This window comes from Pseudomonas sp. EA_65y_Pfl1_P113, assembly GCF_963970525.1.
GTDB classification, from domain to species: domain Bacteria; phylum Pseudomonadota; class Gammaproteobacteria; order Pseudomonadales; family Pseudomonadaceae; genus Aquipseudomonas; species Aquipseudomonas tritici.
Map to the genome: position 1 here is coordinate 147,327 of NZ_CAXAQM010000009.1, position 16,240 is coordinate 163,566.

General features: G+C 61.8%; 14 protein-coding genes and 1 pseudogene. 10 read left to right on the forward strand and 5 right to left on the reverse strand.

The window, feature by feature from the left end; translation table 11 throughout:
- The first annotated feature begins 281 nt into the window (after positions 1–281).
- The 4 genes from AACY52_RS11290 (at position 282) to AACY52_RS11305 (ending at position 4,416) form a co-directional block, all read left to right on the forward strand.
- Positions 282–872 (forward strand): antibiotic biosynthesis monooxygenase, encoded by a 591-nt coding sequence (locus AACY52_RS11290; protein WP_339420404.1) that lies wholly within the window; start codon positions 282–284, stop codon positions 870–872.
- Positions 869–2,707: an amidohydrolase gene (locus AACY52_RS11295; protein WP_339494050.1), complete on the forward strand. Its 1,839-nt coding sequence runs from the start codon at positions 869–871 to the stop codon at positions 2,705–2,707. The genes AACY52_RS11290 and AACY52_RS11295 overlap by 4 nt, the downstream gene beginning before the upstream one ends.
- A gap of 28 nt (positions 2,708–2,735) precedes the next feature.
- Positions 2,736–3,353, forward strand: coding sequence for an isochorismate family cysteine hydrolase YcaC (gene ycaC / locus AACY52_RS11300; protein WP_339420406.1), 618 nt, complete (start codon positions 2,736–2,738; stop codon positions 3,351–3,353).
- Positions 3,354–3,534: 181 nt separating this feature from the next.
- Entirely contained in the window at positions 3,535–4,416 is an 882-nt protein-coding gene (locus tag AACY52_RS11305; protein WP_339420407.1) for a LysR family transcriptional regulator, read from the forward strand.
- Here AACY52_RS11305 and AACY52_RS11310 read toward each other — a convergent pair.
- Positions 4,403–5,440 (reverse strand): AraC family transcriptional regulator ligand-binding domain-containing protein, encoded by a 1,038-nt coding sequence (locus AACY52_RS11310; protein WP_339428089.1) that lies wholly within the window; start codon positions 5,438–5,440, stop codon positions 4,403–4,405. The two genes, AACY52_RS11305 and AACY52_RS11310, sit on opposite strands and share 14 nt — an antisense overlap.
- Before the next feature lies 1 nt (position 5,441).
- On the reverse strand, positions 5,442–6,356 hold the full coding sequence (locus AACY52_RS11315) for a diguanylate cyclase domain-containing protein (protein WP_339420409.1): 915 nt from the start codon (positions 6,354–6,356) through the stop codon (positions 5,442–5,444).
- Between the two features lie 324 nt (positions 6,357–6,680).
- Here AACY52_RS11315 and AACY52_RS11320 point away from each other — a divergent pair, with 324 nt between their 5' ends.
- The 5 genes from AACY52_RS11320 to AACY52_RS11340 all read left to right on the forward strand — a co-directional run bounded on the left by AACY52_RS11320 (position 6,681) and on the right by AACY52_RS11340 (position 13,165).
- The gene (locus AACY52_RS11320) at positions 6,681–9,194 is read left to right on the forward strand and encodes a TonB-dependent receptor (RefSeq protein ID WP_339560496.1); all 2,514 of its coding nucleotides are present in this window, start codon (positions 6,681–6,683) and stop codon (positions 9,192–9,194) included.
- Positions 9,195–9,336: 142 nt separating this feature from the next.
- On the forward strand, positions 9,337–11,202 hold the full coding sequence (locus AACY52_RS11325) for a phytase (RefSeq protein ID WP_339420411.1): 1,866 nt from the start codon (positions 9,337–9,339) through the stop codon (positions 11,200–11,202).
- Between the two features lie 47 nt (positions 11,203–11,249).
- On the forward strand, positions 11,250–11,942 hold the full coding sequence (tolQ, locus tag AACY52_RS11330) for a protein TolQ (RefSeq protein WP_339428483.1): 693 nt from the start codon (positions 11,250–11,252) through the stop codon (positions 11,940–11,942).
- Between the two features lie 15 nt (positions 11,943–11,957).
- Positions 11,958–12,404, forward strand: a complete 447-nt coding sequence (tolR, locus tag AACY52_RS11335) for a protein TolR (RefSeq protein WP_339420414.1) — start codon at positions 11,958–11,960, stop codon at positions 12,402–12,404.
- A complete protein-coding gene (locus tag AACY52_RS11340) occupies positions 12,401–13,165 on the forward strand; it encodes an energy transducer TonB (protein WP_339494045.1) in 765 nt (254 codons plus the stop codon). The genes tolR and AACY52_RS11340 overlap by 4 nt, the downstream gene beginning before the upstream one ends.
- A gap of 62 nt (positions 13,166–13,227) precedes the next feature.
- On the opposite strand, the pseudogene AACY52_RS11345 reads toward AACY52_RS11340, so the two are convergent.
- The 3 genes and pseudogenes from AACY52_RS11345 to AACY52_RS11355 form a co-directional block, all read right to left on the reverse strand.
- Positions 13,228–13,696 (reverse strand): annotated as a pseudogene (locus AACY52_RS11345) (NAD(P)-dependent oxidoreductase); the annotation flags it as partial.
- A gap of 170 nt (positions 13,697–13,866) precedes the next feature.
- Entirely contained in the window at positions 13,867–14,187 is a 321-nt protein-coding gene (locus AACY52_RS11350; RefSeq protein ID WP_370468019.1) for a hypothetical protein, read from the reverse strand.
- A gap of 146 nt (positions 14,188–14,333) precedes the next feature.
- Positions 14,334–15,056, reverse strand: coding sequence for a pirin family protein (locus tag AACY52_RS11355; RefSeq protein WP_339457391.1), 723 nt, complete (start codon positions 15,054–15,056; stop codon positions 14,334–14,336).
- A 179-nt stretch (positions 15,057–15,235) separates the two neighbouring features.
- Here AACY52_RS11355 and AACY52_RS11360 point away from each other — a divergent pair, with 179 nt between their 5' ends.
- Complete coding sequence (locus tag AACY52_RS11360) at positions 15,236–16,186, forward strand: GlxA family transcriptional regulator (RefSeq protein ID WP_339420418.1); 951 nt, start codon at positions 15,236–15,238, stop codon at positions 16,184–16,186.
- Positions 16,187–16,240 lie beyond the last annotated feature (54 nt).

Genomic DNA, 16,240 nt, shown 5'->3' on the forward strand with positions numbered 1-16,240 from the left:
GCGCCCCGTCAAACACGCTGGCCGGAATTCGACATGGATTTGGGGCACACCGAGCCTAAGCGAGGTGCCGAGTGTTGGGGCAAGAGCGCTTTGGTTACTTTCGCGCTTTTCGAAAGTGACCCGCTGTAAGAGCGGAACCATAGGTGGCCGTTACCTAAATAACGGATATGTGTACCCAACCCAACCCAACCCCCCCAAACAGCACGTACATCCAATTTTCCCCACCCCACACCCCTGCAAACTAGCCTCACCGCTGAAACATCAAGGCAGAGGGGCACCCCATGGACCCAGCACCAAAACCAGGCTCCGATGAAGTCGTCACCCTGGTGGTCAAACACCTGATCAAACAAGGCCGTGAAGCCGATTACGAAGCCTGGCTACGCCGCATCGTGCGCATCGCCGGCGACCGTCCTGGCCATCTGGGCGTCGATGTGGTCCGCGGCAAGCAAGGCAAGCTGGCGATGTTCACCTGCATATTGCGCTACCGCTCCACCGACGACCTGGAAACCTGGCTCCACTCGTCCGAGCGCAAAACCCTGATTGCCGAAGCCGCCCCGATGCTCGCCGACGGCGACAACACCGAAATCGGCACGGTCAACGAATTTTGGTTCAACCCCGAAACTGAAAACACCCCCAAGCCGCCCCGCTGGAAGCAGGCAGTGGTCACGCTGTTTGTAATCCTGCCGCTGACCCTGCTGGTGCCGATCATCTGGGGACCGGTACTGCGCCTGCACCCGTTCCTCTCCAATTATGTAGTCGCCACCTTCCTGGTCACCGTGACGATCGTTGTGCTGGTGGTGTACCTGCTGATGCCGGCGGCTACCCGCCTGTTCGCTCCCTGGCTTGAAACCTCTGTTAAGGAAACCCTATGAACGCCGATCTGATTCTGTTCAATGGCCAGTTCCACACCGTGGACCGTGAGAACCCACGTGCAACCGCTGTCGCCATCAGCCAGGGGCGATTTGTTGCCGTAGGCACCGACGGTGAAGCCATGGCGCTACGTGGCAGCGGCACGAAGGTCATCGACCTCAAGGGCCGCACCGTCATCCCTGGCCTCAATGACTCGCACCTGCACCTTATCCGTGGGGGCCTGAACTACAACCTTGAACTGCGCTGGGAAGGTGTGCCGTCCCTGGCCGATGCCTTGCGCATGCTCAAAGACCAGGCTGATCGAACCCCTACGCCGCAATGGGTGCGTGTGGTCGGTGGCTGGAACGAATTCCAGTTCGCTGAAAAGCGCATGCCAACCCTGGAAGAACTCAACCAGGCCGCGCCGGATACTCCGGTGTTCGTGCTGCACCTCTACGACCGCGCCTTGCTCAACCGTGCCGCGCTGCGTGTGGCCGGCTACACCAAGGACACGCCAAACCCGCCGGGTGGCGAGATCGTGCGTGACAGCAACGGCAATCCCACCGGCATGCTGGTAGCGCGGCCTAACGCGATGATCCTGTATTCGACCCTGGCCAAGGGCCCGAAACTGCCGCTGGAATACCAGGTCAACTCGACCCGCCAGTTCATGCGCGAGCTCAATCGCCTGGGGCTCACCAGCGCCATTGATGCCGGCGGTGGTTTCCAGAACTACCCCGATGACTACGCGGTGATCGAGCAACTGGCCAAGGACGAACAGTTGACGGTGCGCATCGCCTACAACCTGTTCACCCAAAAGCCCAAGGAAGAACTCAGCGACTTCAAAAACTGGACTGGCAGCGTCACCCTGCACCAGGGCGATGACTACCTGCGCCACAACGGCGCGGGCGAGATGCTGGTGTTTTCGGCGGCGGACTTCGAAGACTTCCTTGAGCCGCGCCCCGACTTGCCGCTGACCATGGAACAGGAGCTGGAGCCGGTGGTGCGCCATCTGGTGGAGCAGCGCTGGCCGTTCCGTCTGCACGCAACTTATGACGAATCCATCTCGCGCATGCTCGACGTGTTCGAGAAGGTCAACCGCGATATCCCGTTCAACGGTTTGCCGTGGTTCTTCGATCACGCCGAAACCATCACCCCGAAAAACATCGAGCGCGTGCGTGCCCTCGGCGGCGGGATTGCGATCCAGGACCGCATGGCGTTCCAGGGCGAGTACTTCGTCGAGCGTTACGGGGCCAAAGCTGCCGAAGCCACGCCGCCGATAAAGCGCATGTTGGCCGAAGGCGTACCGGTAGGGGCCGGCACTGACGCCACGCGGGTGTCGAGCTACAACCCATGGACCTCGTTGTACTGGATGGTCAGCGGCCGCACCGTCGGCGGCCTGGAGCTACACGCCGAAGGCCTGCCGCGCCTCACCGCGCTGGAACTGTTCACCCATGGCAGCGCCTGGTTCTCGTCTGAACAGGGCAAGAAGGGCCAGATCAAGGTTGGGCAATTGGCGGATGTGGCGGCACTGTCGGCGGACTTTTTCAGTGTCGATGAAGAAGCCATCAAGTGGATCGAATCGGTACTGACCGTGGTCGGCGGCAAGGTGGTCTACGGCGCCGGCGATTTCGAAGATTACGCACCGCCACGGGTTCCGGTGCTGCCGGACTGGTCGCCGGTGGTCAAGGTGCCGGGTCACTGGCGTCCAAGTTCGCCTTTGCAAGCTCAAGTTCACCAATGCAGCGGCCCGTGCGGCGTGCATGCCCACAGCCATGAAAAGGCGCGTCTTTCCAGCGTGCCGGTCAGCGACTTCCAGGGTTTCTGGGGTGCGTTTGGCTGCTCGTGCTTTGCTTTCTGAATCCCCTACATCCCACAGGAGTTACCCCATGACTTACAAGCGCTTGAACAAAGATGACGCCGTTGTCCTGTTGGTCGATCACCAGACCGGCCTGATCTCGCTGGTACAGGACTTCTCTCCGAACGAATTCAAGAACAACGTACTGGCCCTGGCCGACGTCGCTAAGTTCTTCAATCTGCCGACCATCCTCACCACCAGTTTTGAAAGCGGCCCTAACGGTCCACTGGTCCCAGAGCTCAAAGCCCTGTTCCCGGACGCGCCTTACATCCCGCGCCCTGGCCAGATCAACGCCTGGGACAACGAAGATTTCGTCAAGGCCGTCAAGGCGACCGGCCGCAAGCAGATCATCATCGCCGGCGTAGTGACTGACGTCTGCGTGGCGTTCCCAACCCTGTGCGCCCTGGATGAAGGCTTCGACGTGTTCGTGGTCACCGACGCTTCGGGCACCTTCAACGAAACCGTGCAACAAGCGGCCTGGGCGCGCATGACCGCCGCCGGTGCCCAACTGGTGAACTGGTTCTCCGTGGCTTGCGAGCTGCAAGTTGACTGGCGCAACGACATGGAAGGCCTGGCCAACCTGCTGTCGCCGCGCATCCCTAACTACCGCAACCTGATGAACAGCTACTCGGCGTTTACGGCCAAGTAAGCTGCGCCACAGAACACCGCTGAACCCTGTGGGAGCCGGGCTTGCCCGCGATGGCGGTGTGTCAGCTGACAGCAATGTTGGCTGACACACCGCTATCGCAGGCAAGCCAGCTCCCACACTTGATTTGTGGTGTGGCGACATACCCGTTATAAAAACCACAAATGTCCACCGAGAAGCGACAATGAACCCCTTCGAAGACATGCGCCTGTTCTGCCAGGTCATGGAGTCCGGCAGTTTTACCGCCGCCGCCGAACAGTTGGGCCTGTCCAAGCAGTTCGTCAGCCGCCGCCTGATCCAGCTGGAAGATCGCCTGGGCGTGCGCCTGCTCAACCGTTCCACACGCCGCCTGGATGTCACGCCACTCGGCCAGACTTATTACGAATCCGCGTTGCGCCTGCTCAGTGACGTCGAGCAAGTGGAGCAGGGCATTGCCGGGCAGAACAGCGAGCCACGCGGCACCCTTCGCCTCAGCGCGCCGTTGTCGTTTGCCATGGCCCATTTGGGCTGCCTGTTGCCGCAGTTTTTGCAGCGCCATCCGCAGGTGTCGGTGGAAGTCGACTTAAGCGATCGCCCCGTGGACCTGATCGGCGAGGGCTACGATCTGGTGCTGCGCATTGGCACCCTGGAAGATTCCACCCTGATCGCCCGCCGTATTGCCAGCATCCCACGGGTGTACTGCGCCAGCCCCGGGTACCTGGCCCTGCGCGGTACGCCGTTGCAGCCCGAGGACCTGGCCCAGCACGATTGCCTGCCTTATGGCCATGGCCGCCAGGTGCAATGGCGCTTCAAAGGCAAGGTGCAGGCGCTGAATGTCAGCGGGCGCATGCGCGTCAATAACGGCGACCTGCTGCGCGATACCGCCATCGCCGGGCTGGGCGTGACGTACCTGCCGACGTTTATCGTCGGCGATGCGTTAAAGGACGGCCGCCTGGTCAGCGTATTGGATGACTTCGCCCCCGAAGCCCTGACGCTTTCGGCCGTTTACCCGCAACACCGGCAGAGCTCGCGACCGGTGCAGGCGCTGGTGGAGTTCCTGCGTGAATGCCTGGCTAGCGGCTGTTGAACAACTGCCGGATCAAGTTTGGCGTACTGCCGGTCCAGCGCTTGAATGAGCGGCGGAAGTTCGCCGCATCGTTGAAGTTCAGGTACGCCGCCACTTCATCATTGCTGTAACCCTTGACCTGGTACAGGTGCAGCGCCACCTGCTTGCGCACGCGGTCCACCTGCTGCTGAAAGCCGGTGTCGTGTTTGTGCAGCTTGCGCTTGAGGGTCGCCGGGCTCATGGCGAAGGCGTGCGCGGCCTGTTCCAGGCTGGGAGGCTGGCGCACCTGCTCGCGCAGGTAGTCGTTGAGGCAGTCGAGAAAACTGCCGGCAAAGCCCAACTGTTCGATCTGCTCGCGGGCTTGTCGGCGCGCCACCTGGCCGGCCGTGGCCGAGGCGCCGGGCCACGTGCGGGTGAGGTATTCGCGGGGGATGCTCATCATGTCCAGCGGCCGTTCGAAGCGCGTTTCTTCGCCCAGATGCACCCAGTACTGCTCAACATAACGCGGCTCGGCATGGCTGAAACTGCACGCCCACGGCAGACGCTCGCCGCTCAGCCATTGGCTCATTGCAACCAGCGAGGTCGTGCTGGCTTCGAGCAAAAAGCGCCAGTGCTCGCCGGCGCCGCAACTGTCCAGCCAGTACAGGTAGGCATGGTGCTCATCCAGTTCCAGTTGCAGCGTGACCAACGGGCTGAGCAGCACCTGTTGCTGGATCAGGATTTCCAGGGCCTGATGCAAGTTCTGCGCATGGCCCAGGGCATGGCTGGCCGCGCCGTAATAGCCGGGCAGCAAGCGTTGGCCGAACAGGAAGCTGCTGTCGTCGGCGTCCAGCAACTTGCGGCTGTTGCCGATCAAACCGAGAAACTGTTGTGGGCTCAGTCGCGCGTTGCCGGCCAGGATATCCTCGTGGAACAGCCCGGTGCCGCGCAGCAGGCGATGGCTGTCGATGTCCCGGGACAACGCCAGGTCGATCAGCGTGGCGGGTTGATAGTGCCCGGGTATGAAGCGGCTGTCGGCTTCATACCAGTTGGTCTTAACGGCCATCTCAGGCACTTTTCGCCAGGGGCTGCTTGGCATGGGCCAGCGCCAGGTTAAGGCGCTTGAGCAAATCGTGGGGCGGCTCGTTCAGTGCCATCACCACCGCGGTGGTCGCCGCCAGTTGCAGGCGTTCGCCTTGTTGCCGGGTCTTGTGCGCCAGGCCGCGCACTGCTTGCTGCAACTCCAGCGCAAGCTCCTTGGCCTGGCGCTCGCCGGTATTGGGCAGCAGTACCACAAAACGATCGCCGGCCAGGCGGCACAGCAGGTCCTGGCGACGCAGGTTGAGCAACAGCAAATGGCTGAGGGCCTGCAACACTGCATCACCCTCGGCATGCCCGTAGGCCTGGTTGATCGCGGCGAAGTTGTCCAGGTCCAGAGCCAGCAAGGACAGCGGTTGTTGCTGGTCGAGGCTATCTTGCAGGCTGTCGGCCAACTGGCGCTTGAGATAGTCGGCGCCGGCCAGCGGCGTGAGTTTGTCGAACAACCGATGCTCGCGGAACAGCCGCTCGCGCTTTTCCATCTGCGCGCTGATCGCCAGTTGTTCGCGATGCCAGTGGTAGATGCCGATGGTCAGCAGGATCATGCCCACCGGCATCGGCCCGGATTCGAGCCAGTGGTCCCAGGTGATGCTGTCAGGCAGGCGGATGAATTCGTCGAGGCTGTCGATCCACCACGAGAAGAAGATGCACGACAGGCCCAGCGCCAGGTAGTTGGTGACGCGCCCGGCCGGGCGGCTCTTCAGCACCAGGCCCAGCCAGACCAATGCCAACAGCGCGGATCCGCCTTCGCCGAAGATGTCCAGCCACACCCACTCGCTGAAGCTTTTCAACTCGCCGCAGGCCAGGTGCAGGATCAGCCCGAGGTTGGCGGCGATCAGCAGCAGCGAGAGTTTCCAGCGGTGGGGTTTGAGCACGGAAAACATGGCCGCGAGTCCTCTGATGATTCAGTCGTGGGCGCCAGCACAGCAGATGGATGTGACGGTTGCGTGACGGTGGGGAGGGGTCGAATCAGCTCACGGCATAAACACAATCCACAGGCAAACACCGTTCAAATGTGGGAGCGAGCAAGCCCGCACAGTTTGACCGAGGTCATTTCAGCTCATTTGTATGCTCGAACTCGCGCTAAACCCCGGTTTAAGGGCTTCACACGTCAGACCTGTCACAGAATCGTCATCCCCCACCCCTAGCGTGCCCTCCCAGTTGCCGGGCCTCTTGCCTGGCGCCAACGGATTCTTGGGGAGGATTGCATGTACAAGCGCACCGGGCTCGTCAGCTTCACGCTTACTGCCTTGACCCTGGCGATGGCCAGCGAGCGGCTGAACGCAGCCGAGGCCACCAACACCGAGCACGTCGAAGTGATCGGCCAGGCTGCTGCCATTGACCAGGCGCTCAAGGAACAGCGCAGTGCCGACAGCATCAAGAGCGTGGTGCATGCTGACGGCGTGGCACAGTTGCCGGATGAAAACGTCGCCGAAGCGGCGCAGCGTCTGCCCGGTATCAGCGTCGAGCGCGACCAGGGCGAAGGGCGCTTCGTCAGCGTGCGTGGCCTGGGCCCGGACCTCAATAGCGTCACCATCAACGGCACCCTGGTGCCCGCCCCGGAAAGTGCCCGCCGTGCCGTGGCCCTGGATGTGTTGCCGTCGGAGTTGGTGCAGTCGCTGTCGGTGATCAAGACACTCACCCCGGACATGGACGCCAACTCCCTTGGCGGAACCGTTGACGTGCAAAGCCTCTCGGCCTTCGATCACAAAGGCCTCTTCTACACCGGCAGCACCGAAGCCAGCTACGACAAGAATACAAGCCAGACCAGCCCGAAATTCTCCGGCGCCGCCAGCAACCGTTTCAGCCTTGGCGACGGCATCGACAACTTCGGCGTGGCCGCAGCGCTGAGCTGGCAGAAGCGTGACTTCGGCTCGGACAACGTCGAAACCGGCGGCGCCTGGGACTTCACCAACGGCGCCAAGCTCAATGAATTCGAACAACGCGACTACGACATCAGCCGCGAACGCGCGGGCGGCGGCCTGAACTTCGACTACAAACCCGATGACCTCAGCAGCTACTACCTGCGCACCCTGTACAGCCGCTACAAAGACACCGAGACCCGCAACTCCACCAGCCTCGAATTTGCCGACCCCCAAGCGCCCGGCGAGCTGGGCGATGCCGAGGCCAAGCGCAAGCTGAAAAACCGTGAAGAAACCCAGGAAATCCAGTCCTACGTGTTCGGCGGCGAACGCATGCTTGGCCTGTGGACCCTGAGCGGCCAGGCCGGCTACAGCCAGTCCAGCGAAGACAGCCCGGCGCACATCGCTGGCGCTACGTTCGACGGCGGCGACGTTGCCAACAGCGGCTTCTACGACAAGGACAAGCCACGCCCGATCATCGGCAGCGGCTTCTACGACGCCAGAAACTTCACCCTCGACAAAGTCGATTGGGAAAAACAGAACACCAAGGACACCGAGAAAAACCTGCGCCTGGACCTGGCCCGCGACTACGACCTGAGCGGCTATGCGTCCCAGGTCAAATTCGGCGGCAAGGTCAGCCGCCGCAATAAGGACAACGACCTGGAGGCCTGGGTCTACCAAGACTTCGATACCTTCGGCTTTACGGCCGACTCGCTCAACCTCTCCCAGTTCCAGAAGGGCAACGTCGACTACCGCCTCGGCAACTACGGCCCCGGCATCAGCGCCAGCGGCATCAAGCAACTGATCGGCAGCCTCAACGCTGCGGATTTCTATGACGAGACCGAATCGCGGGTCAACGACTACACCATCAGCGAAGACATCAACGCCGGCTACTTGATGAATACCGTCGACATTGATGACTGGCGCTTCATCGCCGGCCTGCGCTACGAGGGTACCGAGTTCGAAGCCAAGGGCACCGGTGCCACCGACGGCGCGTTCACTGCCACCGAAACCAAGCGGCGCTATCACCACTGGCTGCCGGGCCTGCATGCGCGTTACCGGATCGACAAGAACACGCAAGTACGTGCGGCCTGGACCAAATCCGTGGTGCGCCCAACCTTTGGCCAATTGGCTCCGGGTTTTGTGATCGACGATGACGAAGCCACCTTTGGCAACCCGGACCTCAAGCCCCTGGAGTCGAGCAACCTGGACCTGGGCATTGAGCACTTCATGGGGCGCGCGGGCACCGTCTCGGCGTTCGTGTTCTACAAAGACATCAAGAATTTCGTCTATGACACCGACGTAGCGGGCACCGGCGCCTGGACCAACTTCGCCGAGGCGCACACCTACGCCAATGGCGACAGCGCCAAGCTGTACGGCCTGGAACTGGCCTACTCACAGAAGTTCGACTGGCTGGCCGCGCCCTGGAATGGCCTGCTGATCGGCGCCAACAGCACCTTCAGCCGCTCCAGTGCGAATATCGAAGGCTTTGATGCCGCCAGCGGTTCCAGCCGCAAACGCGACATCAGCCTGCCCAACCAGTCCGACACCGTGGGCAACCTGATGCTCGGCTGGGAGGACGACACGCTCAGCCTGCGCCTGTCGGCCAACTACAAATCGGCTTACCTCTACGAGCTGGCCTCGATCAACGACAAGGCCCATGACCTGCACGTTGATGCGCAGACCTTTGTCGACTTCAGCGCGCGCTACTCGCTGACCAAGAACCTGCAAGTCAGCTTCGAGGCCCAGAACCTCACCGATGAGTCGTACTTCGTCTACACCGGCCACCGCAGCTACAACGGCCAGTACGAGGAGTACGGCCCCACCTACAAAGTGGGCCTGACCTTTACCCATTTCTAATAAGTACTGCATTTCAAAATGTGGGCGCTGGCTTGCCTGCGATTTCATCGACGGTGTCTGCCTGACACAACAAGGTGTCTGCATCGCAGGCAAGCCAGCTCCCACCGTTGATCTTCACTGTGTTCGAAGGATTTGTTTGTTCATGAGAATTTCCAAGCTGTATTTGCTGATGGCCCTGGCCTCCTGTGGCCACGTAGTCGCCGCCGATCTGGCCCTGGCCCCTTGGGCACCAAGGCTCAACGCCGAAGCGATTGCCTTCCTGCCCAACGCCACCGAACGCCTCGCTGCCAGCCCCCGCGACGGCCTGCAATTGCTCGATAGCAAAGGCGTGGAACTGGCTCGCTTCAAAGGCAATTTCACCGGCCTTGACACCCGCGCCGCCGGCGCCCAGGTGTTGGTGGCCAGCCTCGACAACGACCGCCAGCAAGCGCTGCTGGTCAGCCTTGATCCTTCGCGCAAAAGCTTTGGTAAGCCGCTGTACCTGCCCACCCGCGACTACGCGGTGAACGGCCTGTGCCTGTACCGCGACGCGGCGGCCAACCTGTATGTGTTCCTGGTAGGCGAGGAGGGCAAGGGCGAGCAATGGCTGGTGGGTAACGGTTCGACGCTGGTGAGCGAGCCACAACGCGTACGCGGTGTGCCGCTGCCGCCCTCGGCGCAGTTCTGCCAGGTGGATGATGCCACCCAACAATTGGTCGTCAATGAAGAAAACGTCGGCTGGTGGGCTTACCCGGCGCACCCTGAGGCTGAGGTAAAACGCACGCCCGTGGCGCTGTTCGACAATCCCAAGCGCGAAGCCGGCGCTATGGCGTTGGTGTCGGGCGCAGTGGTCGCGCTTGATCCGAAGACCGCCCAACTGCACCTGTTCCAACACAACGGTGAGCGTTGGATCGAACACGCCAGCCTGACGCTGCCGGGCCTCAAAGAACCGGAGCAACTGACCATCAATGGCCAGCAAGTGCTGGTGCGTGATGACGACACTGGCAAGCTTTACCAAGGCACAGTCAACTGGCAGGCCAAGCCGGTGACGGTGGAGCCAGTGCTACCTGAAGTCGCTGCTGTGCGCCAAACCGACCCGGTCGGCCGCCAGGGCGATGCGGCGGATGACCCGGCAATCTGGATTCACCCCGAGCAACCCGAGAGAAGCCGCGTGCTCGGCACCAACAAGAAGCAGGGCCTGCTGGCCTATGACCTCGACGGCAAGCTGTTGCAGGAACTGGCGGTCGGTCGGCTGAACAACGTCGATGTCCGTCCCAACTTCAAGCTCGGCGCTCAAACGGTCGACCTCGCCGTGGCGAGCAACCGCGATCACAACAGCCTGAGCCTGTTCAGCATCGACCGCACAACCGGCGAGCTGCGCGAAGCCGGTGAAGTGCCCACGCCGCTCAAGGAAATCTACGGCATCTGCCTGTTCCAGCCCGCCAGCGGTGAGATCTACGCGATCGCCAACGGCAAGGACGGCACCTTCCTGCAATACCGCCTGAGCGCGCCGGACGGTCGGGTGCAGGGCAAGCTGGTGCGCCAGTTCAAAGTCGACAGTCAACCCGAAGGCTGCGTGGCTGACGACCAGCGCCAGCGTCTTTTCCTGGGAGAGGAAGACGTGGGTGTGTGGGCGGTGGATGCCCGCGGCGACCAACCCGCCACGCTCACCAGCGTGATCAAGGTCGGCCCGCAATTGCATGCGGATGTCGAGGGGCTGGCGCTGTACCAGAGTAATGAGCGTGACTACCTGGTGATTTCCAGCCAGGGCAATGACAGCTACCTGGTGGTGGATGCCGAACCGCCGTTTGCCATGCACGGTGCATTCCGCGTCGGCCTGAATGCGGCTGCCGGGATCGACGGCGCCTCGGAAACCGATGGCCTGGAAGTCACCGCCATCAACCTCGGCGGGCCGTGGAGCAAAGGCATGCTGGTGGTGCAGGACGGGCGCAAGCGCATGCCCGAGCAGACCCAGAACTTCAAGTTTGTGCCGTGGGCCGATGTCACTCGCGCGCTGAAATTGCCGTGAAGCGTCATCTACCCGTCATCACTTTTTAATCGAATAGGAGCTCACCAATGCACGCGACGATGGAACATATGACGATCTGGGGTTTGATCAGCGACGCCAGCCTGCTGGTCAAGGCGGTGATGGTCACTTTGCTGCTGGCGTCCTTACTCAGTTGGTACTTGATTATTCAGCGCGCCAGTGTGCTGCGGCGCCTGGAGCGCCAGTTGAAAGGCTTTGTGCCGCGCTTTCGTGCTGCGCCTGACCTGCAACCGCTGTACCGCGAAACTGTGCAGGCGGGCGAGGGTGGTATTGCGCCGATTTTCATCGCTGGGGTACAGGAATACCAGCATCTGCACGCTCATGATCCGGCCGTGCTGGAAGGTGTCGAACGCGCCTTGCAGGTGGCGATCACCGAGCAGGAAATCGAGCTTGAAAAAGGCCTGCAATTCCTGGCGACCGTGGGCTCGGTGAGCCCCTACATCGGCTTGTTCGGCACCGTGTGGGGCATCATGAACTCCTTTATCGGCTTGTCCCAGGTGCAGCAGGCCACATTGTCGACGGTGGCGCCGGGTATCGCCGAGGCGCTGATTGCCACGGCCATTGGTCTGTTTGCGGCCATCCCGGCGGTGATCGCCTACAACCGCTTCGCGGCGCGTGGCCAGACCTTGCTCACCCGCTACTACGCCTTCGGCAATGAACTGCAAGTGCGCCTGCACCGCACCTTGCGCGGTACGCCGATCAACCTGGCCGTGGCCGCCTGAACAAGGAGCAAGCCGATGTTAACCAGGCCGCAACGCAAGCACGGGCCCAAGGCCGAGATGAACGTGGTGCCCTATATCGACGTGATGCTGGTGCTGCTAGTCATCTTCATGGTCACCGCGCCGATGCTCACCCAGGGCGTAAAGATTGAACTGCCCAAGGTCGCCGCCGAGGCACTGGCCACCGACACCCGCCAGCAAATCCTCACGCTGTCGGTCAAGGCCGATGGCAGCTACTACTGGAACCTCGGGGGCGAACTCGACACCCAACACCAGACCGACAGTGCCGTGAGCCTGGATGAAATGGGCGCCAAGATCTCGCAGGTGGTGGCGGCGCGCAGCGACACTCAGGTGTACATCCGCGCTGACGATAACGCCGGCTACGGACGTGTGGTATCGGCCATGGCGGTGTTGCAGAAGGGTGGTGTCAGCAACCTGGGGCTGGTGACCGAGGCCCCGCAATGACGGCGATGATCATGCACAGTCCAACATTGACGGTGGCACCCCGGGAGGCTTCCGGGTTCTGGAGAAACAGCTTCGCGGCAGGCCTGGCGGTGGCCCTGCATGTTGGCGTGGTGGCGGCGCTGATGCTGGGTTGGTCGGCCGAGAAGCCGGTGGTGGAGGCGCCGAGGGTGATGCATACGCAATTGGTGATGATGCCGCCGGCACCGGCTCCCTTGCCTGAACCAGTGGTCGTTGCAGCTCCACCAACGCCGGAGCCCGTTGTCGTGCCTGTGCCGGTGAAGCCTACGGTTGACCCTCAGATCCAGGCGCAGAAACTTGAGAAAGCCGCCTTGGCGCGCAAACGGGTCGAGGAAAAGAAGGTCGCGCAGCAACAGGAACGTTTAGCCACCGAGCAGCGCAACCGCGAGCAGGAACAACAACGCCTGACCCAGGAGCGCCTCGCCGCTGAACGTGCACGCCCCGCACCCCCGGCGCCCGCGCCTGCGTTTGACAGCCGCCAATACCAGCCCTTGAGCAAGGAAGCGCCGGACTACCCCGAGCGTGCCCTGGACAAGAACGTCGAAGGCGACTGCTCGGTGGAATACACCGTCAACATTCAGGGCCGCGTGGAAAACCCCAAGGTGTTGGAGGGCTGCCACCCTCTGTTCATGCGACCGTCATTGGCGGCGGCAAATACCTTCCGCTATCAGCCAAGGATTGTCGATGGAAAACCCGTGCCCGTGCCGGCAGTGCGCAACACCTTCCACTACCGCATCAAATGATTGCTCAGAGACACCTCAATCAATGTGGGAGCAGGCAAGCCAGCGCCCACATGTTTACCGTGTCAGGCGTTAGCTGGATTCGCCAGTTCGCTACCGGAAATAAGCCGGTCCAGATCTGCCAGGAATGTACCGGCAATCTCCTGCTTGCTGTTTGTCGAAATCACCGAAGTCTGCGGCGATAACCTCACCCTCGGATGCGCATACAACGAATGCTTACCCGGTAACGGCTCCGGCTCGGTCACACCCATTGACGCGAGCCCGACCTGCCGGTTATCCAGTGCCTCCAACAGCGCTTCCTGATCCAGCAGCCCACCCCGTGCAATGTTGAGCACTGCCCAGCACATCACGGTTGATGATATGGCGCTTGGCCTCGGTCAGCGGCGCAGCCACCATCAAGTGATCGGCGCGGGCGAACAGGTCGTGTATATCCTTGGCGGCTTCCACTCCCGCGCTGAATGGCGCCTGGCTTTGGCGCAGCGCCACAACGTTGACCCCCAACGCCAGGGCCTTATGCGCCAGGCTTTCGCCAATTCAGGTCGGCAAGTCGGTGTTGTGGGTGGACCGTGAGTTGCATTAATAGCGGGCGAAAAAAACCGGCTGATCAGGCCGGTTTGGGGTTCCCGCAAGCAGCGGGAGGTTAAGCGTTGTTGCCTTGTAGACGATCAGCACCGCCTTCAGCCAGACCGCGTTCTTGCAGACGATCAGCAGCCTTCAGCCAGACCGCGCTCTTGCAGACGATCAGCACCGCCTTCGGCCAGACCGCGTTCTTGCAGACGATCAGCACCGCCTTCAGCCAGACCGCGCTCTTGCAGACGATCAGCACCGCCTTCAGCCAGACCGCGTTCTTGCAAGCGATCAGCACCGCCTTCGGCGACACGGCGTTCCAGCAGGCGGTCCGAACCACCCTCTGCAACACGACTTTCGATCAGGCGATCCGAACCGCCTTCAGCCACCACGGGGTGAGCAAATGCGTTTGCAGCAAGTACCGAGAAAGCGAGGCTAAGCAAGATTTGGCGTTTCATGATGGTGTGCTCCGAGTGTTTTAGTTTGGGTGTTGCCTGGTATGGGTTTGATGGTACGCGTTGCATTTTTTAAGAGAACTTCATTGGGCTGATGGTGACTATCGACGCCAGCGATGGCTCGTGTTGCCGGGCCATCGCGGGGCCGGTCATGGCATCTGCGGCAATTCCTGGGGGCGCAGGTCGAACACCAGCACCTCGGCGTCTTCACCCTGGCTCAGGCGCAGCTGCCGCTCATCCCGTACCCGAGCGCCATCGCCTTCCTGCAAGCGCTGGCCGTTCACTTCAACGCTGCCCCGGGCCACATGGATGTACACGTGGCGATCCGGCGGCAGGTCCAGAGTTGCGGCTTCGTCACCGTTGAACAGCCCGGCATACACCCGTGCGTCCTGGCGCACGCTGAGGGAGCCGTCGTTGCCCTCTGGCGAGATGATCAGTTGCAGACGCCCACGTTTCTGCGCCTCGCTAAAGTGCTCCTGCTGGTAGCGCGGCTCGGCACCGGCCACTGCGGGCACGATCCAGATTTGCAGGAAGTGCACGCCACGGCTTTGGCTGTGGTTGAACTCGCTGTGGGCCACGCCGCTGCCGGCGCTCATCAGTTGCACATCGCCAGGGCGGATCACCGAGCCGGTGCCCAGAGTGTCCTTGTGCTCCAGGGCGCCCTCGAGCACGTAGGAGAAAATCTCCATGTCGCGGTGTGGGTGCTGGCCGAAGCCTTTGCCAGCGGCGACGCGGTCATCGTTGATCACCAGCAGGTCGGAAAACCCTTGTTCATTCGGGTTCCAGTAGCTGGCGAACGAGAAGGTGTGGAACGACTTCAACCAACCGTGATTGGCGGCGCCGCGTTCGGAAGCTTTGCGAAGGGTCAGCATGGTCTTGTCCTCAAGTGGGAGCGGGCTGCGACATGCAGGGCTCCGTCGTTGAGAAAGAGGTTAATGGTTAATGTCTGATTGATTAAGAAGGTGAATTCTGAATAACTGTCTCTTATAAGTTGACAGTTGCAGGCATGGCATAATGTCCGCCGTTTCCTTTTTGATGGATCTTTTCCCAAATGAAAACCGTGGTCATGGCGCTGTTTCCGGACTTTCTCCTGCTCGACATGGCCGGACCGCTCGAAGTGTTCTCCATTGCCAACCGCTACCTGCCGGTAGCGGCGCACTACCAGATCCTCACCATCGGCACCGAGCCCGGCCCGCTGCGTGCTTCCAACGGCGTGATGGTGCAGACCGATCTGCTGCTGGATCAGGCCCAGGATGCCTACGATCTGCTGCTGGTGCCCGGCGGGCCCGGTGCCTATAACGAATGCCACCCCGTGCTGTTGCGGTGGCTCAAGGCAGCTGCCCCGAGGGCGCGGCGCTTCGGCTCGATATGCACCGGGGCGTTCGTGCTGGGGCATGCAGGCCTGCTTGACGAGCACCGTGTGACGACCCATTGGCACTACACCGAACGGCTGATCAGGGCGTTCCCCAAGGCGATTGTCGAGACGGATCGAATCTACTTGCAGGACGGGCGCTTGATGACCTCGGGTGGCGTCACGGCCGGTATCGACTTGGCGCTGTCGGTGGTCGCCCAGGACCATGGCAAGCAAGTCGCGGTGGACGTGGCCAAGGTGCTGCTGGTGGTGATGAAGCGCCAGGGCGGCCAAGCACAGTTCAGCCCGATGACAGCAGCGGTTGCGCCCCAGGAAACTGCGATTACCCGCGTGCAGAACCATGTCCTGGAGCATTTGGAGCAACCCTTCACCATCGAGTCCATGGCCGAGCTGGCCGGCATGAGCGCACGCCATTTTGCGCGGGTGTTTGCCAAGGATGTGCAGATGACGCCCATGGCGTTCCTGCAAGGTGCACGCATCGACCGCGCCCGGCAGTTGCTGGAATCCACCGATCTGCCGCTCAAGACCGTGGCTTTCCACGCAGGCTTTGGCAGCGTGCGGCATATGCGCTTTTTGTTCAGTGAGAAACTGGGCCTCAACCCGACCCAATACCGACAGCAGTTCAGTTAACGGCAGAATGTCCGTCTCGCGCACTCGATTGTCCGTGTCGCTCCCCGTTCCAGC